We start from the raw sequence: 26,410 nt of genomic DNA on the forward strand, positions 1-26,410 counted from the left end.
AAGCACCGGAGCCGTTGATGAAGATCCTCGTCCCCGTCAAACGGGTGGTCGACTATAACGTGAAGGTCCGCGTCAAGCCGGATCAGAGCGGGGTCGATCTGGCCAATGTGAAGATGAGCATGAATCCGTTCTGCGAGATCGCCGTCGAAGAGGCGATCCGCATGAAGGAGAAGGGGCTGGCCGAGGAAATCGTCGCCGTCTCCATCGGCCCGGCCCAGGCGCAGGAGACCATCCGCACGGCACTGGCCATGGGCGCAGACCGCGGCATTCACGTCGCTGCGGACGGGATCGTCGAGCCGCTGGCTGTGGCCAAAATCCTCAAGGCCATCGTCGAGGAAGAGCAGCCCGGCCTGGTCATTCTGGGCAAGCAGGCGATTGACGACGACACCAACGCCACCGGCCAGATGCTCGCCGCCCTGCTGGGCTGGCCGCAGGCCGCCTTCGCCTCCAAGGTGGAGAAGGATGGCGACGGGCTGAAAGTCACCCGCGAGATTGATGGCGGTTTGCAGACCATCCATATCGCCCTGCCGGCCATCGTCACCACCGATCTGCGCCTCAACGAGCCGCGCTACGCCTCGCTGCCGAACATCATGAAGGCCAAGCGCAAGCCCATCGACGCCAAGACGCCGGACGATTACGGCGTCGACATCGCGCCGCGCCTTGAAGTGCTGAAAGTGGCCGAGCCGCCCAAGCGCCAGGCCGGCGTGAAAGTGGAGAGTGTCGCCGACCTGGTCTCCAAGCTGAAGAATGCGGGGGTGCTGTAATGTCCGTCCTGGTCATCGCCGAACACGACAATGCCGCCCTCAATGACGCGACCCGCGCCGCCGTAACCGCCGCCGCCAAGATTGGCGGGGACATTCATGTGCTGGTCGCCGGCAAGGGCGCCAAGGCCGTCGCCGACGCCGCCGCAAAGCTGGACGGCGTGAAAACCGTCCTGCATGCCGACGCGGACGGGCTGGAAAAGCGCCTGGCCGAGGCCATGGAAGCGCTCGTCCTCTCCATCGCCGACAAATATGACGCGATCCTCACGCCAGCCACCACGTCGGGCAAGAATTTCATGCCCCGCATCGCGGCCATGCTGGATGTTGCCATGATTTCCGACATCACTTCGGTGGAAAGCGCCGACACCTTCGTGCGGCCCATCTATGCGGGCAATGCGATGATGACGGTGAAGTCCAAAGACGCCAAAAAAGTCATCACCGTGCGTCCGACCACGTTCGAGAAGGCGGGCGATGGCGGCTCGGCCTCGGTCGAGACGATTGACGCCCCGGCGCCGAAAGCGGTCTCGAAATTCGTCGGTGAAGAGCTGTCGAAATCCGACCGTCCCGAACTCGCCGGCGCCAAGATCGTCATTTCCGGCGGGCGCGGCATGGGCTCGGGCGAGAATTTCGCCATTATCGAGAAAGTCGCCGACAAGCTGGGCGCGGCCGTCGGCGCCTCGCGCGCCGCGGTGGATGCCGGCTTTGTGCCCAATGACTACCAGGTCGGCCAGACCGGCAAGGTGGTCGCGCCCCAGCTCTACATCGCCGTGGGCATTTCGGGCGCCATCCAGCACCTGGCCGGGATGAAGGATTCCAAAGTCATCGTCGCCATCAACAAGGACGAGGAAGCCCCGATCTTCCAGGTCGCCGATTACGGCCTGGTCGCCGACCTGTTCAAGGCGGTGCCAGAGCTCGAAGAAGAGCTGGGCAAGGCGGGCTATTAGGCTTCTAAGCCTTCCCGGCGGGTCCATTTCAAAACCCCGGAGTCCTTCAGGGCTCCGGGATTTTTTTTGCCGCGATGGGCGCAGATCGCGGCCGGGATACGCCACTTGCTGGCGCCTTGACTTTAGGGTAGCAGTACGCCACCTTTGGCATCTGGAGGCGACCCATGGCCAAGTCTGTCAAATTCGCCGACGAGTCGCTGATTGACGATGCGCGCACCGAAGCCGAAGTGCAGAGCCGTTCGCTCTCCGGCCAGATCACCCACTGGGCGCGTCTGGGCCGCGCCATCGAGCGATCGGGCCGGCTGGATCATGCAAAAATCTCGCGTGTGCTCGCAGGCGATCTGGAGACAAGCCGCCTGACCGACGAGGAAAAAGCTGTCTGGTCAGAGCGCTTCCTTGTGAAAATGTCCGAGCCCGGCCCGGGTGAAGACGCCGTCTTTGCGCAGCTTCGCAAGAGCGGCCAGGCGCCCGGTCTCGATGCGTCGGGCAGGATCGTCCATGCGGACGCTCCGCCTGAAGAATGAGTCCGACCCTGATACTGCTCGCCGGCCCGAATGGCGCCGGCAAGTCGACCCTCTACCAGACACGTGTGGCGCCCGCCTTCGCCGGCCCCTTCATTAATGCCGATATGATCCAGCGCGACAGGCTCCGCGATCCCAGCCCGCAGGCCGCATACCAGGCCGCCGAGATCGCTGCCGAGCGGCGCAGCGAGATGCTCGCCAAGGGCGCAGACTTCGTCACCGAGACCGTTTTTTCGCACCCCTCGAAACTTGAGCTCGCGAAAGAAGCGCGTCAGCTGGGCTATACCGTCTGGGTGATGCATGTGGGGGTCGACAGCGCTGACCTCTCCGTGGCGCGGGTTGCTTACCGGGCCGCGACGGGCGGACACTCTGTTCCGGAGACGAAAATCCGCGAGCGGTATGACCGGACGGCGCAACTGGTCCCGGCGGCTGTGAAACTCGCCGACAAAGGTCTCGTCTATGACAACTCGGTGGCGGCGCAGAGCCCCAAGCTTGTCCTCACCTTTGACCAGGGGCGGCTGGTTGATGTTCGTCCCGGCCCTCCCGGATGGATCAGGCGGGACTATGAGGCTGACCTTTCAGCGTATAGGGAGCCCGGCTCCCCACGCTGAGCCGACGCCTGTCCTACTCCACCGCCTCGAACGCCCGCTCCACCGGCCAGTCCGCGTCGGCGGCGCGCCAGGCGATGGCGGCGATTTTCCAGTCCCCTTCCGTGCGCATCAGGGTGAGGGCGTTGACGCCTTCCGCGATCTGCTCGCCGGTATCAGCCCGGATCGCCACATAGGCGCTGAGGACGCTCGACATGCCTCCGTAGACAAAGGTCTCGCGCCGGGTCTCGGTTTCGGTGAAGCCGATCTCGGCGAGGCGCCGGCCATTGCGCGCGATATAGTCCTCCACCGTCAGGGTCACGACGCGGTCGGCCCCAGATGCGTCCGTGACCGACACATGCATGGCCGCGCCATCCAGAAACAGGGCGCGCATTGCATCCCAGTCGCGCGCTTCGCCCACAGGCCCGGAGATCACCGCGTACAGCGCCTCAACCGTTGCGCCGGGCGTCTCCTGTGCGTGGGCGGGCGCGGCAACCATCACGGCCGCCGCCAGTCCCGCCGCCAGCCCTGTCATCATCCTGTTCATCGCATTGCCTCCCCTGATCTGTCGCCACGGCGCCCAGACAAGCCCGGAATCAGCGCGCGCATCTTACGGTTCGGACAGGCGCGCGCTGGCGATTGCAGTCCCTATCGGCGCCGCACCTTTGCAATGGGCTCGGTTTACAAGGATGATTGGTCAAGACGTCTGATTGAAGGAGACAAGCCCATGGCCGTCAGCCGCAAGGACGAAGCCCGCCTGTTCACCAAGGACGAGCTGGAGCTGGTCGAGCGCTCGCACCATCCCGCCCTGTCGTCGCTGGACGACAAGACGCTGGCCGACACCCGCAAGCTGGTGCGTGAACGCCGTCAGCGCGCGCTGGACATTTCCAAGCGCCAGCGCCGCGAAATGCGCGGCAAGGCGCAAGCCCAGGGCGCCAAACCGGCGGCCGATAATCTGGGCTCAAAGGAAAAAGCGGCCGCGCTTGCCAGCGCGCTCAAGCGCCTGAACGCCGAACACGCGCGGCGCAGCGCCGCCGCGGCGCGCGAGGAAACCCGGTCGGGCCTAAAAAAGGCACTGGCGATGAAGCGCGCCGCCCCGAAGACCACACGCCCGGGATCGCGCACCGCCGGCAAGGGCATGAAAAAAAACACCAGCGACAAGGCCGAGCAGATCACCGATCCGCGCGAGGTCGGCCGGGTGTCCCAGCAAATCAAGAAAGCCCAGGCCAAGCGCGACGGCTAGGCGCGCGCTGAAGCTATTGCGCGTGACGCGCCAGCCAGGCGTCCAGCATGGCCTGCTGGGCGTGAAACGCGTGCTCTGGCGGGGCGCCGTTGAAGCCCTGGGGCGATTTGAAGAACACGGCGAACTCACGGATGCAGCCTGACAGGCCGCGCTGCTGGGCGATATCGCACAGGCGCGCCAACTCAATCACCAGCGGCGCGGCGAGGATGGAATCGGCGCACAGGAAGTTGATTTTCATCTGCATCGGCTGACCGAGAAATCCGGCCAGATCGATGCTGTCCCAGGCTTCCTTCATGTCCCCCTTGGGCGGGTGGTAGCAGATATTGATGATGTGGTTGTCCACCGTATAGCCAAGGATCTGATCCAGCACCGACCGCTTGGCGCCGATCTTCGAGGCGCGCGAATCCGGGTCATCGAGCACATAACCGTCCAGATTGCCCAGAAGATTGGTGGAGTACCATCCCTCCACCCGCAGCGCCCGGTCGCGCAAAGCCGGGGCGAGCGCGGTCTTCACCAGCGTCTGGCCGGTCTTGCCGTCCTTGCCCGCCAGCGGCGCGCCATGGGCGCGCGCCAGCGCCTCGATCGGGGCAATGTCGGCGGCCTGGCTGGGGGTGAAATTGACGAACGGCCGGCCCGATCCAGCCGCTGCGTAGGCGTAGAGCATGCCCGCGCTGATGTCGGGATCATTGCGGTCCAGCCCGTCTTCAAACGCATCGAGACTGCTCAGGCAGGCGCTGTCCGGGTTCGCAGCGCGCTCGGTCGAACCCAGATTGACCACCACCACGCTGTCGAGCCGGCGCTGGTCCTGAAAACGGTCGAGATCCTCGCGCATCTGCGCTGCCGCCGCGCGCAGGCTGTTGGCCGCCATCACATGGCTCTGTCGCATCGGGCGGCAATAGCGGCTGTTGTGAAAGGCGGGCCAGGGCGTGATGCGCGACAGCTCCGGCGCGGCGCGCGCGGCCAGATCCGGCGCCAGCACCTTGTGGCTCCCGACCGCCTCGCTCAGCGGCGAGCCGTCAAGATCCCATCCCGCCACGGCCAGATCGGCATAGTCCGGCGCGCCGCGCAGGGCCCGGCCCGCCAGCGGCAGGCCGTGCGCCTCACTCGCCCCGCTGCGGATCAGGTGGAGCCCGGCGGCGACGGTCGAGCCGACAGCGCCGCCCAGGCCCACCAGCGCCAGCCCGGTGCGCCGCTTCTGCACGCTGTGCGTCACCACCGCGCCCTCCCCATCGCTTTGATCGCGCCGGCCTGACTAGCGGGCCTTCGCGCGGGCGCTGATATGGTCGAGAAGAACCGGGGTTGCGCCCTCAAGCACGCCCATGCCGTGAAACAGCGTCCGGGCCGGATCGCGCTCCGCCATGGGCTGGTGGTCCATCGCCTCGGCCACCACCATCGCGGTGCTTTCGGCGACGACGATGTCGGCGGCCAGATCCTCGGGCACGCCATGCTTGGACAGAGCGCCGTAGACATTCACCAGAGCGTCGAGGTCAACCAGTCCGCCGATGTCCTCCAGCAGGATGTCGGTGCGTTTGCGGGTGTGTGCGTCCATTGGAATGCCTCCTTCGGCCTTGCCGGCGATGATTGCCGGTGTGCAACTTTATGTTACCTTGCCTTAGGGTGCAATCTTTCATTTAGAGCGCTCATGGATCCAGGCGGAGGACGATGATCATGCCGGGGCAGGTGACGGCGCAGACCTATTTTCCGATCCTGTGCGCGCTGGCTGTGCGCAACGCCGCGTCCAAGCCGGTCTACCGGCGCCTGTGGGCGCAGGCGCTGTCGGCTCATGACGGCGCGCCGCCCTTCGCGGCATTGCCCCTGATCACCCGCGAGGCCTATGAGGCGGCGCGCGCCGATGAACGCCATGACGAGGATGTGGTGCTGATCCACCATTCCACCGGCACCACCGGCCCGGCCTTTTTCCGGCATCGCACCGCGACGGAAGTCCAGCGCATGACCGCATTCTTCACCGAGCACTACCGCCGGCTCGGCGTAACGGACGCCGATGCGGGCCCACGGCCCATGGTGTTGTGCGAGATCGATGGCTATCACGGCACGCGCATCCCCGCCCCCTCGCCCGCCTTTCCGGTGCATGGCGACGCCAACAGCGCCGGAACGCTGGCCCAGGCAGCCGCCAGTCTGACGCGCCGGTACGGTCTGGCGGGCGTGAGCGAGCAGCCTGTGGCCATCATCGGCACCGAGCAATTCCTGATGCTGGTGACGCTGGAATTGATGCGCGAGGGCATAAACCCCAAAGACCTGCCGGTGCGGCGGCTGATGAGCTGCGGGCACTATCTGTCCAATACGCGCCGGGGATTTTTCCGCGAAGCATGGGGGCTGGAGGTGGAGGATAGCTTCTCTCTGTCTGAAGTGTTCGGTTCGGCGCGGCGCATGCCGGGCGGGCGTCATCGCTTCTGGCCCATGGTCCATGCCGAGTTTGTCGATCCGGCCAGCGGTGAACAGGTCCGCGACGGGCTGGCCGAGCTGGTGCTGACCGAATTGCCGCCCTTCGTCGACTATGAGCCGCTGGTGCGCTACCGCACAGGCGATCTGGTGCGCGTGTATGGCGATGACACCCACCCGGCCTTGTCTGAATTCACCCCGCTGGGGCGGCTGTCGCGCTCGGTCAGGGCGCGCGACGGTTCGCCGCTGCTGGCCCAGTATCTGATCCTCGACGCAGTGGATCATATCCCCGAAATCGCCCGCGAGCGGCCCGAGCGCTGGATTGAGGCGCGCTTCGGCCCGGTCCCTCTGGGACGCCCCTGCATCGCCGTGACGCAAGACCCGGGCGCAATCGTGTTCGATGTCCAGCTGAATTTCTGCCCCCGCACCTTCCCGCAAGCCGCACGCGCGGCCGCGGCCAGGCTGAGCCGCCGGCTGCGCGCCGCGCAGGCGCAGACCACGGGCGGCGCGGGACGCAGGGTACGCATCAGCGTGCGCACCACAGGCCTGCCGGTGACGCCGGCCGCCCTGTTCGGAAGCTGACGCGCTCACCGTCCGGGATGGCACAGACGCTCGATGACGGCATGGATCAGCGCCTCATGGGCGATTTCCACGTGGCCGTAATCATGCGCGGGCACGTGAAGGCTTAGCGCGGCGCCCGCCCGGTCGAGCCGGTTATCCGGCCTGAAGCCGCTGAACGCGGCGATCTGGGCGCCACGCGCACGCGCCGCCGCCACAGCGTTGAGCACATTGGGCGACTCGCCTGAGCTGGACACGGCGATGAGCAGATCGCCGGGGCGCATCAGCACGCTCAGCGGGCGGGCGTAAACCTGATCATAGCCATAATCATTGGCCGTACAGGTCAAGAGCGGCGCATCGCCAAGCACGCTCGACGCGATCGCGCAGCGCATCAGCATGTCCTGACTGAGATGGCTGGCCAGCGCGGCGCTGCCGCCATTGGCCGCCCACCACACCCGCGCCTCGCGGTCGCGCACGGATGAGAGCAGAGCGTGCAAAACCTCCAGCCCGGCCTCCAGGCTGAGTTCGCCCTGAGGCGTTCGTGCACTGGCCGCACGCACGGCGCCATGCAGCTGATCGAGCCAGACGAGGCACGCAGCGCCGGGGCGGGGCGCGACATCATCCATCACCATTCGCCTCCTCGTAAAAGCTCACCTCGTCATCGAGATCGGCGTATCCGGCGGTCTCCACATCGCCCGGCGCGCGCTCCAGCCGGCGCCAGTGCGTCATGAAGCTCGGTCCGTAACTCGCCGCCAGCAGGGCGCGCGGGCCGTCGCAGCGGCGCACGCTCGCCCCGTGCAGCAGCGCCTCGTTGAGAACGATCACATCGCCCGCGCGCACCGGCACTGTGCGCAGCATCGGATGCCCGCTTTCGGACAGAAGGGTGCGCCGCGCGCGCACGGCTTGCGGCCAGGGGAAGGGAAATTGCGCCTTGTGAGAGCCTTCGATGTAGCAGAACGGCCCGCCATCGGGCCCCACATCCGTCAGGTAGGCGATGATCTTGACGTAACTCGTGTACAGCCGCCCGTCATGATACTCGCAGCGATAGGCCAGATGCCGGCTGGCGCGCACCCCGCCCTCCCAGACCTGATCGAGCGTCTGGCCGTTATGCATGTACAGGAAGGCGCCGTGCGCCGATTCGTGGCCATAGCATTCCAGGAGCCGCAAGGGCTGGTTGATCACCGCCAGCGCAGCGCCCGTGAAGGCCGGTCCGGTGACCAGCGCCCGCACGGCCTCATGGCGGCGATGGGGCGCCTCCCAGCGGCGAAGCCCGGTGTCAGGAAATTCCGCATCCGGCTCAGCCTCGAGAAAGCTGCGCGCCGCCGCCAGGCCTGACGCGTCCAGAAAGCCCTCCAGCCTCACAAATCCTTGCGCGTCATAGGCGTAGAGCTGTTCTGGCGTGAGCCCCGTCATGACGCGGCGCTTCCCGGCGCGGCGAGCGCGCCATAGCCGCCGGGATGTGACCGCCGCCAGGTCCAGGCGCTTGAAAGAATGGCGTCTAGGCTGGAGTGCTCCGGCTGCCAGCCCAGCACGCGCCCGGCGTGGCGGATGTCGGCGACCAGCATGGCCGGGTCGCCCGGCCGGGGCGCGGCCTCGCGCACCGGGACCGGCCGGCCGGTGATCCGGCGCACCGCCTCCACCAGCTCGCGCACGCTGACCCCCGCGCCAGCCCCGAGATTGCAGACTGTAAAGGGCGCCTCCAGCCGCGCGGTCAGGGCCAGAACATGGGCGCGGGCGAGATCGGTTATGGACACATAATCGCGCACACAGCTGCCATCAGGGGTCGGCCAGCGGCTGCCAAAAATCTCGAAGGCCTTGCGCCGGCCCAGCGCCGCGTCGAGCAGCAGCGGGATGGCATGGGTCTCGTGGGCGCGCGCTTCGCCATGGCGCCCGTCCGCATCCGCGCCTGCCGCGTTGAAATAGCGCAGAGCGACCACGTCCAGACCGTGACGGCGGGCGTGATCGCGCGCCGCCAACTCGGCGGCCAGCTTGGAGGCGCCATAGGGCGTGGCCGGATCGAGGGGGTCATCCTCGCAGATCGGCGCCGGCAGGCCGGACCGGTACACCGCCGCGGTGGACGACATGACCAGCCGGTGTGCGCCCGCCGCGCGCATCGCCTGCAGCACGGCGCGCGTTCCGTCCAGATTGACCGACCAGTACCCGTCCGGGTCCTCAAGGCTCTCCGGCACCGAGGCCAGCGCCGCAGCGTGAATCACGCCATTGATGTCCAGCCGCCGCATCCGCCCGGCCATAGACTCTGCATCGCGGATATCGCCCTGAAACAATCGCCCGGCCGGGACCGACGCCGCATGCCCGGCGCTGAGATCATCCAGCGCCCAGGCCTGATGGCCCGCCTTGAGCAAGGCGCGCACGCAGGCGCTGCCCACATAGCCCGCCCCGCCGGTGACCATCACCCGCAAATTCGGCTCAGCCCGTGCGCCGCCGGCTTTGGCCATGGAGACGTCCTCCCCGTCCAGCCGCGCGCGAGGCCCAGCCAAGCAACAACCTATAATGTTCTTTTCGGGCCTGCAAGAAGGAGCGTTCTGGGCCAAGCCCAAGCAACAGCTGGGAATGACGCACTTGCTCAAAAATTGTATTTTTGCTTGCGTCCTCTGAGCCTTCCCGCCACTCTACTCCAAGGTGCATAGCGGCGCCAAGATTTGGACGGGTTGAATGGGACATATCAGGATCGGAGTGGCGGGGCTGGGTTTCGCAGGCATGTTGCATGCGCGCGCGGTGGAGCAGGCCGCCCGCCTGGATCGCGGGCCCGGCGCGCCCGGCTTGAGTCTGCGCGCCGCCGCCGACCCCGATCCGGACCGCCGCGCCGCCGCGGCGCGGGCCTTTCCTGAAGCGCGCCTTTGTGACGACTGGCAGGCGCTGGCGGAGGATCCCGAGCTCGATGCCGTGGTCATCGCCCTGCCCAATCACCTCCACGCGGACGCCGGATCGGCCTGTCTGACCGCCGGCCAGGCCGTGCTGATCGAGAAGCCCCTGGCGCCTGATGCGGCGGGCGTACGGCGCCTCGCCGACGCCGCAGCCCGGGCCAGCGGCACGGCGTCAGCCGGTTACGTCTTCCGTCACAGCCCGGCGCTGGCCTGGGCGATCAGCGAAGTGGCGGCGGGCGCGTTCGGGGCGGTTCAGCACGTCGCCCTGACCCATGCGGAGGATTACGGCGCCGCAGGCGCTCCGCTGGGCTGGCGCGGCGATGAAGCGGCCGCCGGCTACGGCGCTTTGGGCGATCTGGGCGCCCATGCCCTGTCCATTGGCATTGCGGTGTGTGGTCCCGTCGCAAGCGCTGCCGCCATCCAGTCGCCGCCGCCCGGCGCCACGGCGACTGATGACCGGACCAGCGCGCTGTTGGGCTTCGCCTCGGGCGCCCAGGGCATGCTGCACGCCAGCCGGACGGCGCTGGGCCGAAAAATGCACCTTGCCGTCGAGATCAGCGCCGAGCGCGCCAGCCTGGTGTTCGATCATGAGCGCCCCAACGAGATCGAGGTCTGCGTGGCCGGGCAAGCGGGGTTTGTGCGGCGTCTGTGCGGACCCGGCATGCCCGGCTATGGCCGCATCCTGTCCGCCGCCGGGCACGGGCTGGGGTTCGCGGACCTGTTCACCCTGCAAATGGTCCAGTGGACAAACGGCATCGCCACCGGTGCGCCCGGCGATCTGGATTTCGCCCTGCAGGTGGAGGCCGCGCTGCAGGCGGTGCGCGCAAGCGCCCGGACCTACGCCTGGACGCCCGTTCGGACCTTGCAGGAGGTGGCGGCATGACGGCGCCGGTTTACTGGAACCCGAACAGCCTGGAGGTGAACGCCGCCGAACACTGCAATCTCACCTGCGCCGGGTGCAGCCATCTGTCGCCCGTCATGGCCAAACGCAACACGGCTGCGGACGATGTTGCGCGCGATCTGACCGCGCTGGCGGCGGCCTACCGGGCGCGGCGGGTCAAGCTGCTGGGCGGCGAGCCGCTGCTCAATCCGGCTCTGCCAGCCTTGGCCGAAGCCGTGCGCGCCTCGGCGATCTGCGATGAAATCAGCGTGTGCACCAACGGGCTGATTCTGCACCGCATGGACCCGGTTCTGTGGCGCCTGATCGATCATCTGGAAATATCCCTCTACCCGGGAACCGGCGCCGCAAAGATCGATCTGGACGCCGCCCGGCGGAACGCTGACGCACATAGCGTGACGCTGGAGGTCAATCGCTACACCCGCTTCCGGATCCCCTATGCCGAGGATGGAGACCTGCCGGCGAGCCTGGTTCGCAAGGTTTATGACGGTTGTCAGATCATCCACCACTGGCGCTGCCACACGGTCCATGACGGGCATTTTTACGCCTGCCCGCAGGCGCTGTTTCTGGCGCGCCGCTTCGGGCGCGGGAGGGTGTGGGCCGCCGACGCCATCGCGGTCCATGAACCTGATCTGGCCCCGCGGCTTGCCGCCTATCTTGCCCGGCGCCGTCCTCTGAACGCCTGTCAACGCTGCCTCGGGACGGCGGGTAAATCCTACCCCCACCGTCAGGCCGGCAGGCGGGAATGGGCAGGTGATCAAAGCGGCGCGCCCGGGACGCTCGTGGACGAGGCGTGGCTGCGCGCCCTGGAGGCGGACGTGACCCTGGACGATCTCGATTCGGCGCCGGAACGCGTGGAGTGATCATGACGCGCACCCCCTACCGGCTCAGCCTGGCGGGCGGCGGCTCGGATCTGCCCGCCCATGCCGACCGGCATGGCGGCGCTGTCGTGAGCCTGGCCCTCAGCCAATATGTGTACGCGACCCTGAGCCCGCGTCTGCTGCCCGGATTTCGCATCGCTCATGACTGCGTTGATCTGGCTGCAAGCGCCGGCGCCATCACCCATCCCATCGTGCGCACCGCCTTCAGCCGCCTCGAGGTCACGGGCCCGCTGGACCTCACCCTGAGCGGCGCTGCGCCCGCCGGATCAGGACTGGGGTCCAGCTCTGCGGTGGCGGTGGGGCTGTTGCATGCCGTGGCGGCAATGCGCGGCGAGACATGCGAGCTGGCAGCCCTGGCTGCCCGGGCCTGCACGCTGGAGCTGGACTGGATGGGCCGCACCATGGGCCGTCAGGACGCATATGGCTGCGCGATCGGCGGCGTGAAGCTCCTGCGGTTCGGGCCGGGCGGCGAGGTCAATGTGCGCGTCCTTGACTTGCCGGCGGCGACGCTTGACGCGCTGACCTCATGCGCGCTGCTTGCCTATCTGGGCACGCGCACGGACGCCGAAGCCTTGCTCTCGCGCCAGAACAGCGCCGCGCCGGACCGGGTCGATATCCTGACGTCCATGGCGCAGCAGGCCGAAGACCTGGGCCGATCGCTGGAGAGCGGCGCCAGCGCCGCGCTGATCGGACGTCAGCTCGATGCGGGCTGGGCGCTCAAGCGCCGTCTCGCCCCGGGCGTGACGACGCCGCAGATTGATGCGCTCTACGAGCGCGCCCGGGAGGCCGGGGCGTGGGGCGGGCGCCTGACCGGGGCGGGCGGAAGCGGATTCCTCTTTCTCATGGCGCCGCCAGAGCGCCACAGCGCCATCGCCGCCGCACTCGGTGACCCCCTGCGCCTGCCGTTCGGAATCTGCGACGAGGGCGCGCGCGTCGTGTTCCAAGACCGGCGCGCCTTTGAGGAGGCCCGGCGATGACCGCGCCTGAGATCACCGTCATCACGATAACCCGCACCCGCCCGCAACTATTGCAGCGCGCCATGGCGGCGGTGGAGCGCGCCTGTGACGAGGCGGTGCTGGAGCATCGCATTCTCGTGGATGCCTGCGCCCAGACCGAGGCCATGCTGCGCACCCACCCCACGGCCCCGCACCGGATGTGGAGCGTCGCGCCGCGTGCGGCGCACGAGCATTCAGGACCCGGACGCAGCAGCGCCTTGCGCAATCTGGGCGTGGCGCAGGCGCGCGGGCGCTATATCGCCTTCATCGATGACGACAATGACTGGGAGCGTGGTCATCTCTCCAGCTTGCTGGCTCTGGCCCGCGCCAGCGGTGTTCCGGCCGTTCATTCCAGCCTTCAGATGTTCCACCGCGACGGGCAGCCCTGGTGCGAGGACCGCGTGCCCTGGGCGCGCGACGAGGCTGCCGGACGCGCGCGTTTCGCCGAGCTGGTGGCGCAGGGCGTATGCGCGTGGGGCTCCAACGTGTTTCATGACCGGGCCGATCCGCCTGATCAGCCCGGCGGAGCGCGCACGGTGGACACGGGCGCCTGGCTGATCGAGCGCAGCCTGCTGCTTCGGATCCCCTTCCGGACAGAATTTTCCCAGACCGACGCCGACGCCCTGACCGGCGAGGATGACAAACTGCTGGCCGATCTGCTGGCAGCGGGCGTGCGCCCGCGCTCCACTGGTCAGGCGACGCTGCGCTATTTCACCGGCGGGTATTCCAACCGGTTCGATGCGCCATTCGACGACAGTTTCAGCTGGCGCAGCGAGGCGGCGTCATGAGCCGGTCCGGCGCCCTCGCCCTGCTCGGCGGAACGCCCGTGCGCACAGCGCCCTGGCCCGCCTGGCCACCGGTCAATGACCGCATCAGGGCGGCGGCCCGCTCCGCGCTCGACAGCGGACGCTGGGCGATTTCCGGTCCGGTGCGCGGCGGACCCTCGAAGCAGCAGCAGTTTGCGCAAGCCTGGGCGGCGTTCAATGGCGTGCGCTTCGCCGTGCCGGTGTCATCGGGCTCCAGCGCGCTCCTGCTGGCGATGGAGGCGCTCGGCGTGGGTCCGGGTGATGAGGTGATCGTCCCGGTCTGGACCTGGGTGGCGAGCGCCTCCACCGTGCTGCGCGCCGGCGCGACGCCGGTGCTGGCCGATGTGTCGCCGGACAATTTCTGCCTGACCGCCGGGACCATCGCCCGGGCGATCACCCCGCGTACCCGGGCCGTGATCGGCGTGCATCTGCACCAGTCCATGATGGAGATGGCGCCCATCCTCGATCTCGTCCGGGCGCGCGGGCTCTGGCTCATCGAAGACTGCGCCCAGGCCCATGGCGCGCTCTATGCCGGGCGGCGGGCAGGCAGTTTCGGGCATGCGGGCTGTTTCAGCTTCCAGCAGACCAAACCGCTCACCAGCGGCGAGGGCGGCGCCGTGATCACCGATGACGCCGATCTGGCCGAACGCATTTTCGCCCTGCACGCCGACGGCCGCCGCCTTGCCCGCCCCGATCCCGTCACCGGGCTGGAGCTTGCCGAGGGTTCGGGGCCCATGGGCGCCAATCACGCCATGACCGAAATGCAGGCCGCCATCCTCCTCGCCCAGATGGAGGATAGCGCGCTGGATAAGCGCCTGTCCGAAACCGCGCAGCACGCCGCCTGGCTGGATGACGCCCTGGCCGGGATGGGCCCGCTGCGTCCGCTGATTCAGCCCGCGGCGCTGGAGCGGCGCACCGTGTTTGAATACATCATCGCCCTCGAGCCATGGGTGACCGCGCATGTCCCCTCAGCGCGCATCGGCGTCGCGCTCAGCGCCGAACTTGGCGCGCCATGGTACACAAGCGACCCGCCTTTGCACGTCAGCGGCCTCTACCGGCCAGGGTCGCGATCCCGCTTCGCCGACTGCGCGGGACCAGCAGCAAAGCCGGGCGATTTCCCCGTCGCGGAAGACTATTCAGCCCGCACCCTTGTCTGCCATCACTCGGTGTTGTCAGGGGACCGCGCCGCCATGACCGACATCGTCAACGCCTTCGACAAGGTGTTGAATCATCTGGATGATCTGGTGACCGAAGGAACGGACGCGGCGTGACGGCGCCCGCAATCCGCTTCGTCTCGGCGCTCAGCGCCGCGCCCTGGGGCGCCGCTGAAACGCTGTGGGCTGACACCGCACTGCGCCTGATCGCGCGCGGTTGCCGGGTCGCTGCCTCGGTGCGCCAATGGCCGCAAAGGCCTGACCCGGTGGCGCGGCTGATCGCAAAAGGCGTTGAAATTGAGGAACGTAGCGATGGCGGACCAGGCGCACTCGTTACCACTCCACGGTTCGATCTCACCGTGCTCCAGCAGCCCGACATGTTCGCCGCTACGCCTTGGATGACCCTCTGTCGGCAGGCAGGGCAGGCCTATGCCACGCTCACCCATTATGGCGCTATCCACGAATGGCCGCCGGGCGACACTGCGCTCGCCCTGCGCGCAGGCTTCCTCGGCGCACGCGCCAACTACTTTGTCTCCAACGCCAGCATCGCCCTCGCCGCCCGGCAGAGCGCGCTGCGCACGCTGCCCCGCGCGCAGCTGGTGCGCACGCCCTTCCAGGTTCCCCATGGCGGCGAGCGCCCCTGGCCCGCACAGGACACGCCGCTGCGCCTGGCCTGCGTCGGGCGGCTCGACCTGGAAGACAAAGGTCAGGACGCGCTGCTGCATGTGCTCGCCCGCCCGCTTTGGCGCGCGCGCGATGTCACCCTGTCCCTCATCGGCGACGGGCCTCATCGCACTTTGCTGCAGGCGATGATTCGCGAGCTGGCGCTGGAGGATCGGGTCAGGCTGACCGGCCCGGTGCGCGACATACCGGGCGTCTGGGATCACCATCACGCCCTTGCGCTGGCCTCGCGCGCGGAGGGCCTGTCGGCGGTCATTGTCGAGGCGATGCTGTGCGGGCGCACTTGCGTGGTGAGCGATGTGGCGGGAAACCGCGAGCTGCTCGACGAGGGGATGACCGGCTTCATCGCCCGCACGCCCGGCGATGACGATATGGACGAAGCACTGGAGCGATTATGGGCCGCGCGCGCCAAGCTGCCGGCCATGGGGCGGCGGCGGCTGCAGCAGTCCGGGCGGCGGTTCCGCCCGACCCGGCTTCTGTTTTCGCCGATATGCTGTTAGCAGCCTGTCCCTGAATGACGCACCGGCCCGGGAGCAGGCTTATCCATGACTGAAGGTGGGGAACCCGGCACGCTGTATCTCGTGGCCACGCCCATCGGCAATCTGGAAGACATGACCTACCGGGCCGTGCGCATCCTCAAGGAGGCGGACGTGGTCGCTGCCGAGGACACACGCCATACCCGCAAGCTGCTGGATCATTACGCCATTTCGCCCCAGCGCCTGATCGCCTGCCATGACCATAACGAACGCCACAGCGCGGGCGGCATCGCTGACCTGATCGCGCGCGGACAGACCGTCGCGATGTGCAGCGATGCCGGCATGCCCGGCATCAATGATCCAGGCTATCGCGTCGTCGCGGCGGTGTATGAGCGCGGGCTGCCCGTGCGGGTGATCCCCGGCGCGTCGTCGGTGCTCAGCGCGCTGGTCCTGTCCAATCTACCGCCCCACGAGTTCGTGTTTCTGGGCTTCCCCCCCCGCAAAAGCGGCCAGCGGCGCAACTGGCTCGACCGGGCCCGGCGCCATCAGGCCACGCTGGTGATGATGGAGGCGCCCCACCGCCTGCCGAGCCTGCTTGAGGATGCGCTGGCGGTGTACGGCGATATCGAGGGCGCGGTGTGCCTGGAGATCACCAAGATGTTCGAGGAGACGGCGCGCGGACCCATCAGTCAGCTTGTCGCCCGCTTCCCCGAGCCGCCGCGCGGCGAGGTGATGGTGGTGTTCGACGGCGCCAGCGTCGCCCCGCCCGATCCTGACGCCGGAACGAAAAAGCGTCAGCGCGACAGGCGGAAGCCCAGCTCGCCCGGCAGCGACAGCTCCGACACCTGACGCCCGCTCTCGCGCGCAACCGCCTCAAAGCTCCGGCGGTAGTTGGCGTCCATGCCCTTCTGGCGCCCACCCAGGCTCAGCAAGGGATAGGTCACGATGACATGACGCGCTGTGAGCCCGGCGATCAGCCGCGCGCCGGCGCCCGGTTCGATCTGGTCCAGGCAGGGCAAGGTTTTCAACGCCAGCACCACATCGGCGCCGCCCTCATCGGGCGGACCGGCGGCCAGATCATGGGCGAAAGTCTCCACCGGGAAGCCGGTAAGACCCGAGGCGCGCGTCACAAAATCGAGCATGTCGAGATAGATGTCGCAGGCCCGGTAGCGCTCCGGCTGCACCGGCATCCAGGGCCGCCCCAGCGGGTTCAGCCCGCAGGCGAGATCGAGCACGCACACCGGCGCCTCGATGCCGGCGAACAGGCCCGCATAATAGGCTTCCAGAGAGCCGGCGCGCTCGGCCATGGAGCGATGAATGGTGAACTGGCGGGCGAGCTCTGCGCGGCGCGCTTCGGGGCCCGCCCCCTCAAGCGCCGTGAGCCAGCGCCCATAGGCCGGTTTACCCGCGAAATACGCGCCGCCCGACTGGTGGAGCTGGCGCTTGACCCGTTTGACCGCCTCGCGCGGGGCGATGCCGGCGGCGAGCTCGCGCAGGGCGAGGCGTTCGATCAGCGCAGGCAGGATATCGCGTGATTTGGCCGCCGCGCGCACCTGCGCCACGACCTCGTTGAGCGCCGCCCGGTCCGGCGCGCTCATCCCGCGCGCTCCGCCGCCACCAGATCGGTGACCTGGCGCATGAACCAGAGATTATGGATGGTCGCCAGGCGCCAGTAGAGCGGCTCGTCGCGCTTGAACAGATGGTGCAGATATCCCCGGCTATAGGTGCGGCAGGTCAGGCATTCGCACTGGTCAGAGATCGGGGCGTCATTGCGCGCATGCACCTCGTCGCCCAGATAGAGCGTCTTGAACCAGCCATCGCCGTCGATGGTCGGGACGTCACCGGTGAAGCAGTAAAGCCGCCCGCGCCTTGCATCCCGTGTCGGCAAGGCGCTGTCGCACAGCGTATAGCCCATGCGCCCGCATGCCGCGACCGAGACCGGATGGCCCACGCCCAGCGCGTGCAGCGGAAACTGCGCCGGGATCAGTTCGCGCACCAGCGCCAGCGTATCGGTGAGCAGCTTGCCGTCGCTGTCCAGCGGCCAGCCGCCAAAGCCATAGCCGTCAAACCCGATCTCCAGCAGGGCCTCGGCACACTGACGGCGCAGATGGGGCGACGTCCCGCCTTGCACCACGCCCCACAGGCGGGGCCGGTCCGGATCACGCTCGCGCTTGCCCAGCTGGGCGGCGAAGGCGTCTTTGCAGGCGCGCGCCCAGGCGATGGTGCGCTCGACGGACAGAACCTGCTCGGCCTCAGGATCTTCAGGCCGGGTGCAGTCATCGAGACAGAACAATATGTCTCCGCCGAGCCGCAGCTGGGTGGTGATGGCTTTTTCGGGGGTGAGCTGGACTTTCGCGCCATCCTCGAAGGCGAAATCCAGCCCGCGCGCCGTGATCCGCCCGCGCCCGGCATTCTCCCGGATCAGAGACAGGGCCTGAAAGCCGCCCGAATCCGTCATCAGCACGCCGGACCAGCCCATCATTTTCTTCAGCCCGCCCAGCGCCTTGATCCGCGTCACGCCGGGTGAGCGCATGAGATGGAAGGCGTTGGCCATCAACACGCGCACGCCGGCCGCCGGCAGCTCGTCTGCGCCCAGGCCCTTGATGGCGCCATAGGTGGCGTCGGGCACGAAGAGCGGGCTCTCCACAACGCCGAGGGGCAGGGTGGGGCGCAGCTCCATCAGACGTCCTTTCGCAGGCGCGCCACAAAGAACGCCTCCATAAAGCGGCTGGGCGAAACGCGGCACGCCATGGTCAGGCTGGGGTCAAAGCTGTCGCCCTCCCATCTAGTGCGGGCCGGGATCAGGCAAGGCGCGGCGATGTCTATGGGCTCCAGGCTCATCTCCGGGGCGTGGGTGAGCAGATGGTTGACCGAGGCTTCGTTCTCTTCCGGCGCCAGCGTGCAGGTGGAATACACCAGCACCCCGCCGGGTTTGAGCAGCTTCGTAGCGGCCATGAGCATCTTGCGCTGCAGGCGGCTGTATTCGATGACGCGCTCCATGGCCCAGTAGCGCAAGGTCGCAGACCGGCGCAGATCGATCATGCCCTCGCCGGTGCACTGGGCGTCGATGAGAATGCGGTCGAACGGACCCTCCAGAAACCGGTCGATGAACTGGCCGGGGTGGGCAGTCACCGACGCCGTGCGCACATGGAGAAGGCCGAGCACTTCATTCAGTTTGGGCAGGCGCGCGGGCAGAGCGTCATTGGCCCAGATTTCGGCCTCGTTACCGGTGAGCGCGGCGATATGGGAGGTCTTGCCGCCCGGGGCCGCGCACAGATCAAGGATGCGTTCGCCCGGCTGCGGATCCAGCGCGAGGGACGGCACGAAGCTTGAGGCGTTCTGGATGAAGGCCTGACCGCTGGAGAACAGCCGGTCGGGCAGGGTCTGGCCTGGCTCCAGATCGAGATTCCAGGCGCCCTCGCACCAGTCGATGGGGATCAGAGCTTCGCCCCACGGCGCAAGCTCCGCCTCGAAATCCGCGCGCGAAGCGCCCGCCAATGGATTGAAGCGCACACTCTGGCGGCGGCCCTGGCTCATCAGCGCCTCGGCGACGCCTTCGGGCACGTCGAACACGCGCGCGGCGCGGGTGAGGAATTGCTGACGTTTTGCCGCCGGACCGCCGCCCTGTCCCGCGCCGCGACCGCCCGTCTTCGCGCCGCTTGCGCCCTTGCGTTTTGCGCCGCGCGCCATCGCCTTGCCTTTCAAAGCTCCGCCTCGCGGACGGGTTATAGATGTCACCTCTCGCCGCACGGGACCGTCTTGTCCAGCCCGCCGCCACAGAGCGCGCTGCGGGATCAGAGCCGCGCGACAACCGGAACCATAGGCATTATAAACAATCGATCTTTGATTGCACGGGTTGACGCTCCCCATGTTTGTTGGCGCTTCCGGTCCGCCCCTGGCCCTGTTCGACCGCGATGGCGTGCTCATCGTGGACAAACCGCATCAGACAGACACCGATCAGATCAGCTGGATGCCGGGCGCCGCCGCGGCGCTCAGGCTCGCGCGCGCGGCCGGGTTCCGCATCGCGGTCGTCACCAATCAGTCCGCCGTGGCGCGCGGCCTGTGCAGCGAAGCCGATGTTCAGGCGTTTCACCGGGCCATGGCGCACACCCTGGCCGGACAGGGCGCCAGTGTGGATCGATGGTACTATTGCCCGTATCACGCCGACGCGGTGGTGGCGCGCTACCGCATCGCCGGCCATCGCGACCGCAAGCCCAATCCCGGCATGGTGCTGCGCGCACTGGCCGATTTTGCTGCGCCACCGCACGCCAGCTTCATGATCGGGGACCGGATGAGTGATCTGGACGCGGCCCGGCGCGCCGCCGTGCCGGGCTATCTGTATGATGGCGGCCAGCCGCTCGATGCTCTGGTGGCGGCCATCATCCAAGACCGCTGAACTCAGCTTAGCTCGCCAAAGCCGGACTCAACCAGCCCGGCCAGCGCCGTCACCGCCGCTTCGGCCTCGGCGCCCTCAGCCCGGATGGTGATCTGCGAGCCGGGTCCGGCTGCGAGCATCAACAGCTCCATGATCGAATCGGCGGCGACTTCATCGCCCTCGCGCACCACGGTGACCTGGGCGTCAAACGGCGCGGCCTCGGCCACAAACTTCGCCGAGGCGCGCGCATGCAACCCGCGCGGGTTGCAGATCGTCACCGTGCGTTCAATGCTCATGCCGGGCCGTCCAGTAGCTGCGAGGCCACAGCGATATAGCGCTTGCCCGCCGCACTGACGCTGTCGGCCAGGGCGCTGAGCGGCAGGCGGGAGCGGGCTTCGGCCAGCTTGATCATCATGGGCAGATTGGCCCCGGCGATGACCTCCACCCGGCCGCGCTCCAGCAAAGAGATGGAGAGGTTGGACGGCGTGCCGCCGAACATGTCGGTAATCACGATGACGCCCTCGCCGCCGTCGGAGGCTTCGATGGCCGCCCGGATGTCATTGCGGCGCAGCTCCATATCATCATCCGGCCCGATCGAGACCGCGCTGCATGCTGCAAGCGGCCCCACCACGTGCTCGGCGGCGAGAATCAGCTCGTCAGCCAGACGGCCATGTGAGACGACGACGATGCCGATCATGGCGACGCGTACAATTCCTGTTCCTCAGGCGGATATGTGTAAGTCATATGTAAGCTAGGTTTCGCACTCGCGAAAAGACCTTGCGGGCAGAAGAGCCACAGGGTGTGGCCCAGGCGCCGCGTCAGCGGGCGCCGGGCAGGTCCACAGTGAACACGGCGCCGCCTTCGGGCCGGTTTCCGGCGCGGATGACGCCGCCATGAGCGTTGACGATCTGGCGCGCGATGGCGAGGCCGAGGCCCGAGTGGGCGCCGAACGCTGTTCCCTCGGGGCGCCGGGTATGGAAGCGATCAAAAATCGCCTCCAGGCTTTCAGGCGGAATGCCGGGTCCGTCATCCTCGACCGTGACGATCAGGCGCCCGTGGGCGGCGCCGGTACGGCGCGCCGTCAGCCGCACGACGCCGTCTGGCGGCGAGAACGTAAGGGCGTTGTCCACCAGATTGATGAAAACCCGGCTGAGCGGTCCTTCGTGCCCGCGCAGAAGCAGCGGCCCTGGCCCGGCCTCCACCACCACGCGCGCTGGCGCATCCTCGTCCTCCTGGCGGTGCAGGCTGGCGATATCGCCCAGCAGGCGGCGGATATCGACCATGGCCAGATCCTCGCGCGCCAGCTCCGCATCCAGCCGGGAGGCGTTGGAAATATCCGTAATCAGCCGGTCGAGCCGGCGCACATCATGCTGAATCACCTTGATCAGGCGTGCGCGCTGGGCGTCGTCACGCGCCAGCGGCAGGGTTTCGGCGGCCGAGCGAATGGAGGTGAGCGGGTTCTTGATCTCGTGGGCGACATCGGCGGCGAAGCTCTCGATGGCGTCCAGCCGGTCATAGAGTGCGTTGGTCATCTGGCTGAAAGCCGTGGACAATGCGCCGATCTCGTCACGCCTTCCGCCAAAATCAGGCAGCGGCACGCGCGAGCCGCCCGCCAGGCGCACCCTGCGCGCCGCCTCGGACAGTTTGGCCAGCGGCCCCGCCACCGAGACGGTCAATACAATCGTGCCGATCGCGATGATCCCGGTGGCGAACAGCACGAAAACACTCAGAAACACCCGCTCTTCGGCGATGAGGGCGTCCAGATCGTAGGATTCATAGGTCACCGTCCCCACCACAGCCTGGATCAACTGGATCGGCAACGTCACCGAGACCACACGCCCGCCGTCCGGCCCGCGTCTGACGCCGCGCTGCGGCTCGCCGGTGGCGAAGGCGCGCGCCACTTCCTCGCTGATCGTCATGTCGAAATAGGCCCGCGACTCGGGCGTGGTCCACAACATGGAAATGGTGTCGCCCATGGGCGCGAACATATTGCGAAAGGACCCTTGCGGCTGCGATGGCGTCTCGCCCGGCGGCGGCAGGGGCGTGATCTCTACCTGACCCGCGATCAAATCGCTGTCGGCGATCCGCGCGGGCCCCTGCGCATGCAGGATGGCCCGAGATTTGTCGGGCACATAGAGCGAGGACAGGCGGCGCAGCACCTCGCGCGCAGAATCATTGTCCATGCGCGGTCCGGGCGCATCGCCATAGACCGCGGTCTCGGTGATGACGCTGGCGATGATCTCAGCCTGGGCGGTGAGCGAATCCAGCTTGGCCGCGACCACGCCGCGCCGCGCTTCGGTGATGGCGTAGAGGCCAAGCGCCAGCACGCACAGCACCAGGGCGTTGATGATCGCGATCAACATCCACAGGCGCGGCATGCGCAGGCGCGGCGTGCGCTGCAGCAGCCAGCGCGCCGTGGCGCGCAAGCGCCTAAGCCTCCTTGTATCGATAGCCGACGCCATAAAGGGTCTCGATCCCGTCAAAGGTCGAATCCACCTCGCGGAATTTCTTGCGAATGCGCTTGATGTGGCTGTCGATGGTGCGGTCATCGACATAGACCTGATCGTCATAGGCCGCGTCCATCAGGTTGTCGCGGCTCTTCACAAAGCCCGGCCGGTGCGCCAGCGCCTGCAGGATCAGAAACTCGGTGACCGTCAGGCGGACCTGCCGGCCTTCCCAGGCGCAGGCATGGCGGTTGGGGTCCATGGTCAGCTTGCCGCGATGGATCGCCTTGGGGTCGTTCTCGCCCGGCGTTCCGCCCAGTTCGGGATCAAACTGCGCCCGGCGCAGCACCGCCTTGACCCGGCGCGCCAGCAGCTGATGGGAGAAGGGTTTGGCGATATAGTCGTCCGCGCCAAGGTCCAGGCCCAGGGCCTCGTCAAACTCGCCATCTTTCGAGGTCAGAAAAATCACTGGCAGGTTGGAGGACTGGCGCACGCGGCGCAGAAGCTCCAGCCCGTCCATGCGCGGCATCTTGATGTCGAAAATCGCCAGATCGGGCGGCTGGGCGGTGAGTTCGGGCAGGGCCGTGGCGCCATCGGTATAGGTGCGCACCTTGTAGCCCTCATTCTCCAGAAAGATGGAGACCGAAGTCAGGATGTTCTCGTCATCATCCACCAGCGTGATCGTGGCCATGGCGCGCGCCCTTGTCTGCCGCCGCGAGCGAGTCGCGGCCCGTCGTTTTCAAGGGTGCAGCTTATCCATGCAGGGCGCGCCCGCAAGGCATGGTTACGCAAGGTTAAGCCCGAGGCGCCATGGTTGAGGGGAAAGCGCACCCGGGGGCGAGCTGGCGATGACGGGCGGAGACATTCATTTCGAGGTGTTCGTCAAGAAACACCGCAAGGCGTCCTGGACGCTGGTCGAGGCGTTGCCCGACCGGGACGGCGCGCTGAAACTGGCCCACAAGCTGAAAGATTCCCTGCCTGACGGATCGGTGCGCGTCGTGCGCGAGGTCTGGAATGCGCAGGAGAGCGCGTTTCGAGGCGGCCCGATTTTCGAGGCGGGGCCGGAGCGCTTCGTCGAGGAGAACAGCGCGGAGGTCGATGCCAGCCTGCCCTGCGTCACGCCGTCAGATTTCATGGGCGCGGCAGCGCGCGACACAATCCGGCGCGTACTGTCCGGCTGGCTGGAGCGCCGCCAGATCTGTCCGCTGGAATTGCTCAGCCGTCCCGACCTCATCGAGGACCTCGATGGCTCGGAGACCGACTTGCAGCACGCCGTGCAGAAAGTCGCCATCGCCCGCGCCCAGTCCAGCGGCGCGCCGGTGCAGGCTTTCATGAAACAGCTCAACGCCCTGGTGGAGCGCGCGGCTGCAGAAGCCCGGCGCGAGGCGGCCAACGCCAAGGCGCTGCCCAAGGCGCGCGATTTTGCCGAGCTGACCGAGAAAATCCTGAATGAAGGCGGCCCGGAGCGTCGCATGCGCCGGGCGATCGCCGAGCGGCTGGGCGAGGCGGGAGACCTGCGCGCCAAGACCGCCCTGGTGCTCGACCTGCTCGACGAGCTGCCTGCAAAGCCTGAGGCGAGGGCTTTCGCGCTCAATCAGGCTGATGCCTTCCTGGCCGAATTGCTGACCTTTGACCCCGCCATCAGCGCGATCACGGGAAAGGGCGAAGACCCCGGCGTAATCGTTGAGCGCCTGACCAGCCTGTATGAGGGCCGCCCCGACCATACCGATCTGGCAGGCGCGCCGCCGCCCGCCCGCCGCCTGGCCGCGCGGTTCGCCGCCGGAGAGCTGCCCGACAGCCGGGGCGAGATCGCCAGCCATATCCTGAGCCATCTGCGCTCGCCCAAGCGCCTGCGGCCCGAAAGCGTGATGGCCGAGATCGAGCTGTCGCGTCAGCTCGCCCAGCGCCTCATCCGGGTGTCCGGGCCCGACCTGCACCCCACCGCGCTGGTGGAGGCCTTTACCTGCCGTTCCGCGCGGCTGCTATCACCCGAGGCCGTGGATGAAGCGCTGCAGGGCGCGGCGGGCGTTCCCGAACTGCTCGAGCGCCTGTTCGCCATGGAAGACAATATCGTGGGCGAAGCGAACAAGAAGAAGCTCGCCGCCTATGTGCGCGCCCGGCTCAAGACCAATGCAACGGAGACCTGGTTCGTGCGCGGCCCCGGCCAGCCGCTGGAGCGCCTGTCGCGCCTGACCCGCCTGCAGGCGCGCGCGCTGAAAGGCGCCTTTCCGGCGGCGGACAAGGCCGAGCTGGCCGATGCGTTCGACGCGCTGGGCCTGCAGACGCTGGACGAGACCAAAATCCTGGCGCGCATCGAAGCGTCAGAGCAGGCGGCGCTGGACCGGACCATCGCCCTGTTGAAGCTCGCCTCATCCGGCGTGCTGCCCGTAGGGCGCTGCCGTCAGGACGCCCAGGCGCGCGCCATGCGCCTGCTCGCCTCGCAAATGGGCCGGCAGGAATCAGCGCAGCCCGACGCCAGCGTCAAGCTGTCCGCCATCAAAAGCCTGCTGCCGCCGCACCAGCCCGGGGAAGCGGCCTAAAGCCCCATCTGGCGGGCGGCGAGATCGCGCATGATCTCCTCCGACCCGCCGCCAATGGCCATCACCTTGACCTCGCGATAGATGCGCTCGACCGCGCAGCCCCGCAGATAGCCCGCCCCGCCCAGCACCTGCATGGCCTCGCTGGCGCAATATTCGGCGGTTCCCGACGCCAGGAATTTCGCCTTGGCCAGACCCGCTGCCGGCAAGGGCGCACCCGTCTCCAGCGCTGCATTGATCGCAGCGGCCAGAATCTGCAGATATCCGTCCAGCGCATCGATGCGCGCGCTCATCTCGGCCAGCTTGTGGCGGATCACCTGATGGCGGATCAGCGGCCTGCCGAAAGTCTCGCGCGCTCGCGCCCAGTCTACCGCATCATCCAGGCAGCGGCGCGCCATGCCCAGGCAGCCTGCGGCCAGCGCCAGGCGCTCGTAATTGAAATTATCCATGATCGCGAGGAGGCAGCTGCCCTCCTCGCCCAATTGTGCATCCGCCGGTATCCGGCAGGCGTCAAAGTGGAGCGTAGCGGTGTCGGACGACCACCAGCCCATCTTGCGCGCGATGATGGTGCGGGTGAATCCTGGCGCATCATGGGGCACGAGGAAAAGCGAAATCCCGCCAAAGCCCTCGCCGCCCGTGCGCGCGCCCACCACGAACCAGGACGCCTTCATCCCGCCGGTGATGAAGGTCTTCTCACCATCAATCACCCACTCATCGCCGTCGCGCCGTGCGCGGGTCTTCAGGCGGGCGAGGTCCGATCCGCCCGACGGTTCGGTCATCGCCAGCGCCCCGCCGGTCCGGCCCGACACGATGCCCGGCAGGACTGCACGCTTGACCTCTTCCCGGGCAAGCCGGGCGATGGGTCCGGTCATGATATTGCGCGAGCCCAGCGAGGCGTTGACCCCGCCCACCCCTGCATAGCCGAGCGCCACTCCGGCATCGAGCCGCATGAACGCGTCGTCGAACCCGGCGCCGCCATAGTCCGCATCAATGCCGAACCCGAACAGGCCAAGCGCGCCGGCGGTCTCGTGTAGCGCCCAGGGAAAATCGCCCGCCTCATCCCAGTCATCGCCATGAGGCGCGATCTCGCGCGCGACAAACCGCTCCACGCTCTCGCGGAACGCCTTGCGCTCGGGCGTATCGAACGGGCGGGCGACGGGATCGGATACGGGCATGGCGGCTCCTGCGGTCAAAGAACGCCAGCACTCTAGCCGTGGCCGGGTCGGGTTCAATCCGGCGCCGCTCACATGCATTGACGCCGCCG

General features: G+C 67.8%; 29 protein-coding genes. 15 read left to right on the forward strand and 14 right to left on the reverse strand.

The features are described 5' to 3' along the window. Nucleotides 1-17: 17 nt before the first annotated feature. From L2D01_00100 to L2D01_00115, 4 genes are all read left to right on the forward strand, one after another. Nucleotides 18-764: an electron transfer flavoprotein subunit beta/FixA family protein gene (locus tag L2D01_00100; protein ID WBQ10185.1), complete on the forward strand. Its 747-nt coding sequence runs from the start codon at nucleotides 18-20 to the stop codon at nucleotides 762-764. Beyond that, nucleotides 764-1,705: an FAD-binding protein gene (locus L2D01_00105; protein ID WBQ10186.1), complete on the forward strand. Its 942-nt coding sequence runs from the start codon at nucleotides 764-766 to the stop codon at nucleotides 1,703-1,705. The genes L2D01_00100 and L2D01_00105 overlap by 1 nt, the downstream gene beginning before the upstream one ends. A gap of 164 nt (nucleotides 1,706-1,869) precedes the next feature. Then, nucleotides 1,870-2,229, forward strand: coding sequence for a ParD-like family protein (locus L2D01_00110; GenBank protein ID WBQ10187.1), 360 nt, complete (start codon nucleotides 1,870-1,872; stop codon nucleotides 2,227-2,229). After that, nucleotides 2,226-2,837 (forward strand): zeta toxin family protein, encoded by a 612-nt coding sequence (locus L2D01_00115; GenBank protein ID WBQ10188.1) that lies wholly within the window; start codon nucleotides 2,226-2,228, stop codon nucleotides 2,835-2,837. The genes L2D01_00110 and L2D01_00115 overlap by 4 nt, the downstream gene beginning before the upstream one ends. A gap of 13 nt (nucleotides 2,838-2,850) precedes the next feature. Here L2D01_00115 and L2D01_00120 read toward each other — a convergent pair whose 3' ends face one another. Next, the gene (locus L2D01_00120) at nucleotides 2,851-3,360 is read right to left on the reverse strand and encodes a hypothetical protein (GenBank protein ID WBQ10189.1); all 510 of its coding nucleotides are present in this window, start codon (nucleotides 3,358-3,360) and stop codon (nucleotides 2,851-2,853) included. A gap of 180 nt (nucleotides 3,361-3,540) precedes the next feature. On the opposite strand from L2D01_00120, the gene L2D01_00125 reads away from it, so the two are divergent. Then, nucleotides 3,541-4,056, forward strand: a complete 516-nt coding sequence (locus L2D01_00125) for a hypothetical protein (GenBank protein WBQ10190.1) — start codon at nucleotides 3,541-3,543, stop codon at nucleotides 4,054-4,056. Nucleotides 4,057-4,069: 13 nt separating this feature from the next. Here the strand turns inward: L2D01_00125 and L2D01_00130 are convergent, their stop codons facing one another. Further along, nucleotides 4,070-5,272 (reverse strand): inositol-3-phosphate synthase, encoded by a 1,203-nt coding sequence (locus L2D01_00130; protein WBQ10191.1) that lies wholly within the window; start codon nucleotides 5,270-5,272, stop codon nucleotides 4,070-4,072. A gap of 36 nt (nucleotides 5,273-5,308) precedes the next feature. Beyond that, nucleotides 5,309-5,605 (reverse strand): hypothetical protein, encoded by a 297-nt coding sequence (locus L2D01_00135; GenBank protein WBQ10192.1) that lies wholly within the window; start codon nucleotides 5,603-5,605, stop codon nucleotides 5,309-5,311. 113 nt (nucleotides 5,606-5,718) lie between these two features. Here L2D01_00135 and L2D01_00140 point away from each other — a divergent pair, with 113 nt between their 5' ends. After that, nucleotides 5,719-7,038 (forward strand): hypothetical protein, encoded by a 1,320-nt coding sequence (locus L2D01_00140; protein WBQ10193.1) that lies wholly within the window; start codon nucleotides 5,719-5,721, stop codon nucleotides 7,036-7,038. Nucleotides 7,039-7,043: 5 nt separating this feature from the next. Here the strand turns inward: L2D01_00140 and L2D01_00145 are convergent, their stop codons facing one another. Genes L2D01_00145 through galE form a run of 3 tightly spaced genes read right to left on the reverse strand, consistent with a single transcriptional unit; the run spans nucleotide 7,044 to nucleotide 9,470 of the window. Beyond that, complete coding sequence (locus L2D01_00145; GenBank protein WBQ10194.1) at nucleotides 7,044-7,646, reverse strand: SIS domain-containing protein; 603 nt, start codon at nucleotides 7,644-7,646, stop codon at nucleotides 7,044-7,046. Then, nucleotides 7,633-8,427 (reverse strand): phytanoyl-CoA dioxygenase family protein, encoded by a 795-nt coding sequence (locus tag L2D01_00150; GenBank protein WBQ10195.1) that lies wholly within the window; start codon nucleotides 8,425-8,427, stop codon nucleotides 7,633-7,635. Before L2D01_00150 ends, L2D01_00145 begins: the two co-directional genes overlap by 14 nt. Then, nucleotides 8,424-9,470: a UDP-glucose 4-epimerase GalE gene (galE, locus tag L2D01_00155; GenBank protein ID WBQ10196.1), complete on the reverse strand. Its 1,047-nt coding sequence runs from the start codon at nucleotides 9,468-9,470 to the stop codon at nucleotides 8,424-8,426. The genes L2D01_00150 and galE overlap by 4 nt, the downstream gene beginning before the upstream one ends. A gap of 217 nt (nucleotides 9,471-9,687) precedes the next feature. Here galE and L2D01_00160 point away from each other — a divergent pair, with 217 nt between their 5' ends. The 7 genes from L2D01_00160 to rsmI are packed head-to-tail and all read left to right on the forward strand — an operon-like array spanning nucleotide 9,688 to nucleotide 16,639. Continuing rightward, a complete protein-coding gene (locus L2D01_00160; GenBank protein WBQ10197.1) occupies nucleotides 9,688-10,782 on the forward strand; it encodes a Gfo/Idh/MocA family oxidoreductase in 1,095 nt (364 codons plus the stop codon). Continuing rightward, nucleotides 10,779-11,660: a 4Fe-4S cluster-binding domain-containing protein gene (locus L2D01_00165; protein WBQ10198.1), complete on the forward strand. Its 882-nt coding sequence runs from the start codon at nucleotides 10,779-10,781 to the stop codon at nucleotides 11,658-11,660. The genes L2D01_00160 and L2D01_00165 overlap by 4 nt, the downstream gene beginning before the upstream one ends. Before the next feature lie 2 nt (nucleotides 11,661-11,662). Beyond that, nucleotides 11,663-12,655 carry a hypothetical protein gene (locus tag L2D01_00170; protein WBQ10199.1) on the forward strand — a complete coding sequence of 331 codons (993 nt, stop codon included), beginning with the start codon at nucleotides 11,663-11,665 and terminating at the stop codon, nucleotides 12,653-12,655. After that, entirely contained in the window at nucleotides 12,652-13,461 is an 810-nt protein-coding gene (locus L2D01_00175; GenBank protein ID WBQ10200.1) for a glycosyltransferase family 2 protein, read from the forward strand. Before L2D01_00170 ends, L2D01_00175 begins: the two co-directional genes overlap by 4 nt. Then, nucleotides 13,458-14,750, forward strand: coding sequence for a DegT/DnrJ/EryC1/StrS family aminotransferase (locus tag L2D01_00180; protein WBQ10201.1), 1,293 nt, complete (start codon nucleotides 13,458-13,460; stop codon nucleotides 14,748-14,750). The genes L2D01_00175 and L2D01_00180 overlap by 4 nt, the downstream gene beginning before the upstream one ends. Further along, the gene (locus L2D01_00185; protein ID WBQ10202.1) at nucleotides 14,747-15,814 is read left to right on the forward strand and encodes a glycosyltransferase family 4 protein; all 1,068 of its coding nucleotides are present in this window, start codon (nucleotides 14,747-14,749) and stop codon (nucleotides 15,812-15,814) included. The genes L2D01_00180 and L2D01_00185 overlap by 4 nt, the downstream gene beginning before the upstream one ends. Before the next feature lie 45 nt (nucleotides 15,815-15,859). Next, complete coding sequence (gene rsmI / locus L2D01_00190; protein ID WBQ10203.1) at nucleotides 15,860-16,639, forward strand: 16S rRNA (cytidine(1402)-2'-O)-methyltransferase; 780 nt, start codon at nucleotides 15,860-15,862, stop codon at nucleotides 16,637-16,639. Here the strand turns inward: rsmI and L2D01_00195 are convergent. Genes L2D01_00195 through L2D01_00205 form a run of 3 tightly spaced genes read right to left on the reverse strand, consistent with a single transcriptional unit; the run spans nucleotide 16,585 to nucleotide 19,480 of the window. After that, nucleotides 16,585-17,388, reverse strand: coding sequence for a hypothetical protein (locus L2D01_00195; GenBank protein ID WBQ10204.1), 804 nt, complete (start codon nucleotides 17,386-17,388; stop codon nucleotides 16,585-16,587). The genes rsmI and L2D01_00195 overlap by 55 nt on opposite strands. After that, the gene (locus L2D01_00200; GenBank protein ID WBQ10205.1) at nucleotides 17,385-18,470 is read right to left on the reverse strand and encodes a queuine tRNA-ribosyltransferase family protein; all 1,086 of its coding nucleotides are present in this window, start codon (nucleotides 18,468-18,470) and stop codon (nucleotides 17,385-17,387) included. The genes L2D01_00195 and L2D01_00200 overlap by 4 nt, the downstream gene beginning before the upstream one ends. Further along, nucleotides 18,470-19,480: an RsmB/NOP family class I SAM-dependent RNA methyltransferase gene (locus L2D01_00205; protein ID WBQ10206.1), complete on the reverse strand. Its 1,011-nt coding sequence runs from the start codon at nucleotides 19,478-19,480 to the stop codon at nucleotides 18,470-18,472. The genes L2D01_00200 and L2D01_00205 overlap by 1 nt, the downstream gene beginning before the upstream one ends. A 178-nt stretch (nucleotides 19,481-19,658) precedes the next feature. Between L2D01_00205 and L2D01_00210 the strand changes: the two genes are divergently transcribed. Then, complete coding sequence (locus tag L2D01_00210) at nucleotides 19,659-20,186, forward strand: HAD-IIIA family hydrolase (protein ID WBQ10207.1); 528 nt, start codon at nucleotides 19,659-19,661, stop codon at nucleotides 20,184-20,186. Between the two features lie 2 nt (nucleotides 20,187-20,188). Here the strand turns inward: L2D01_00210 and L2D01_00215 are convergent, their stop codons facing one another. The 4 genes from L2D01_00215 to L2D01_00230 form a co-directional block, all read right to left on the reverse strand. Next, a complete protein-coding gene (locus tag L2D01_00215) occupies nucleotides 20,189-20,461 on the reverse strand; it encodes an HPr family phosphocarrier protein (protein WBQ10208.1) in 273 nt (90 codons plus the stop codon). Next, entirely contained in the window at nucleotides 20,458-20,862 is a 405-nt protein-coding gene (locus tag L2D01_00220; GenBank protein ID WBQ10209.1) for a PTS sugar transporter subunit IIA, read from the reverse strand. The genes L2D01_00215 and L2D01_00220 overlap by 4 nt, the downstream gene beginning before the upstream one ends. A gap of 121 nt (nucleotides 20,863-20,983) precedes the next feature. Continuing rightward, nucleotides 20,984-22,591, reverse strand: a complete 1,608-nt coding sequence (locus L2D01_00225; protein WBQ10210.1) for a sensor histidine kinase — start codon at nucleotides 22,589-22,591, stop codon at nucleotides 20,984-20,986. Nucleotides 22,592-22,595: 4 nt separating this feature from the next. After that, nucleotides 22,596-23,300: a response regulator transcription factor gene (locus L2D01_00230; GenBank protein ID WBQ10211.1), complete on the reverse strand. Its 705-nt coding sequence runs from the start codon at nucleotides 23,298-23,300 to the stop codon at nucleotides 22,596-22,598. 157 nt (nucleotides 23,301-23,457) lie between these two features. On the opposite strand from L2D01_00230, the gene L2D01_00235 reads away from it, so the two are divergent. Continuing rightward, nucleotides 23,458-25,149, forward strand: coding sequence for a hypothetical protein (locus tag L2D01_00235; protein ID WBQ10212.1), 1,692 nt, complete (start codon nucleotides 23,458-23,460; stop codon nucleotides 25,147-25,149). Here the strand turns inward: L2D01_00235 and L2D01_00240 are convergent. Continuing rightward, a complete protein-coding gene (locus L2D01_00240; GenBank protein WBQ10213.1) occupies nucleotides 25,146-26,321 on the reverse strand; it encodes an acyl-CoA dehydrogenase family protein in 1,176 nt (391 codons plus the stop codon). The genes L2D01_00235 and L2D01_00240 overlap by 4 nt on opposite strands. Nucleotides 26,322-26,410 lie beyond the last annotated feature (89 nt).

This window comes from Hyphomonadaceae bacterium ML37 (genome assembly GCA_027627685.1).
In the GTDB taxonomy this organism is placed as follows: Bacteria; Pseudomonadota; Alphaproteobacteria; order Caulobacterales; family Maricaulaceae; genus Oceanicaulis.

Coding starts and splice junctions, on each gene's coding strand:
- L2D01_00100 (WBQ10185.1), top strand. CDS start 18: ATGAAGATCCTCGTCCCCGTCAAACGGGTGGTCGACTATAACGTGAAG.
- L2D01_00105 (WBQ10186.1), top strand. CDS start 764: ATGTCCGTCCTGGTCATCGCCGAACACGACAATGCCGCCCTCAATGAC.
- L2D01_00110 (WBQ10187.1), top strand. CDS start 1,870: ATGGCCAAGTCTGTCAAATTCGCCGACGAGTCGCTGATTGACGATGCG.
- L2D01_00115 (WBQ10188.1), top strand. CDS start 2,226: ATGAGTCCGACCCTGATACTGCTCGCCGGCCCGAATGGCGCCGGCAAG.
- L2D01_00120 (WBQ10189.1), bottom strand. CDS start 3,360: ATGAACAGGATGATGACAGGGCTGGCGGCGGGACTGGCGGCGGCCGTG.
- L2D01_00125 (WBQ10190.1), top strand. CDS start 3,541: ATGGCCGTCAGCCGCAAGGACGAAGCCCGCCTGTTCACCAAGGACGAG.
- L2D01_00135 (WBQ10192.1), bottom strand. CDS start 5,605: ATGGACGCACACACCCGCAAACGCACCGACATCCTGCTGGAGGACATC.
- L2D01_00140 (WBQ10193.1), top strand. CDS start 5,719: ATGATCATGCCGGGGCAGGTGACGGCGCAGACCTATTTTCCGATCCTG.
- L2D01_00145 (WBQ10194.1), bottom strand. CDS start 7,646: ATGGTGATGGATGATGTCGCGCCCCGCCCCGGCGCTGCGTGCCTCGTC.
- L2D01_00150 (WBQ10195.1), bottom strand. CDS start 8,427: ATGACGGGGCTCACGCCAGAACAGCTCTACGCCTATGACGCGCAAGGA.
- galE (WBQ10196.1), bottom strand. CDS start 9,470: ATGGCCAAAGCCGGCGGCGCACGGGCTGAGCCGAATTTGCGGGTGATG.
- L2D01_00160 (WBQ10197.1), top strand. CDS start 9,688: ATGGGACATATCAGGATCGGAGTGGCGGGGCTGGGTTTCGCAGGCATG.
- L2D01_00165 (WBQ10198.1), top strand. CDS start 10,779: ATGACGGCGCCGGTTTACTGGAACCCGAACAGCCTGGAGGTGAACGCC.
- L2D01_00170 (WBQ10199.1), top strand. CDS start 11,663: ATGACGCGCACCCCCTACCGGCTCAGCCTGGCGGGCGGCGGCTCGGAT.
- L2D01_00175 (WBQ10200.1), top strand. CDS start 12,652: ATGACCGCGCCTGAGATCACCGTCATCACGATAACCCGCACCCGCCCG.
- L2D01_00180 (WBQ10201.1), top strand. CDS start 13,458: ATGAGCCGGTCCGGCGCCCTCGCCCTGCTCGGCGGAACGCCCGTGCGC.
- rsmI (WBQ10203.1), top strand. CDS start 15,860: ATGACTGAAGGTGGGGAACCCGGCACGCTGTATCTCGTGGCCACGCCC.
- L2D01_00195 (WBQ10204.1), bottom strand. CDS start 17,388: ATGAGCGCGCCGGACCGGGCGGCGCTCAACGAGGTCGTGGCGCAGGTG.
- L2D01_00200 (WBQ10205.1), bottom strand. CDS start 18,470: ATGGAGCTGCGCCCCACCCTGCCCCTCGGCGTTGTGGAGAGCCCGCTC.
- L2D01_00205 (WBQ10206.1), bottom strand. CDS start 19,480: ATGGCGCGCGGCGCAAAACGCAAGGGCGCAAGCGGCGCGAAGACGGGC.
- L2D01_00210 (WBQ10207.1), top strand. CDS start 19,659: ATGTTTGTTGGCGCTTCCGGTCCGCCCCTGGCCCTGTTCGACCGCGAT.
- L2D01_00215 (WBQ10208.1), bottom strand. CDS start 20,461: ATGAGCATTGAACGCACGGTGACGATCTGCAACCCGCGCGGGTTGCAT.
- L2D01_00220 (WBQ10209.1), bottom strand. CDS start 20,862: ATGATCGGCATCGTCGTCGTCTCACATGGCCGTCTGGCTGACGAGCTG.
- L2D01_00230 (WBQ10211.1), bottom strand. CDS start 23,300: ATGGCCACGATCACGCTGGTGGATGATGACGAGAACATCCTGACTTCG.
- L2D01_00235 (WBQ10212.1), top strand. CDS start 23,458: ATGACGGGCGGAGACATTCATTTCGAGGTGTTCGTCAAGAAACACCGC.
- L2D01_00240 (WBQ10213.1), bottom strand. CDS start 26,321: ATGCCCGTATCCGATCCCGTCGCCCGCCCGTTCGATACGCCCGAGCGC.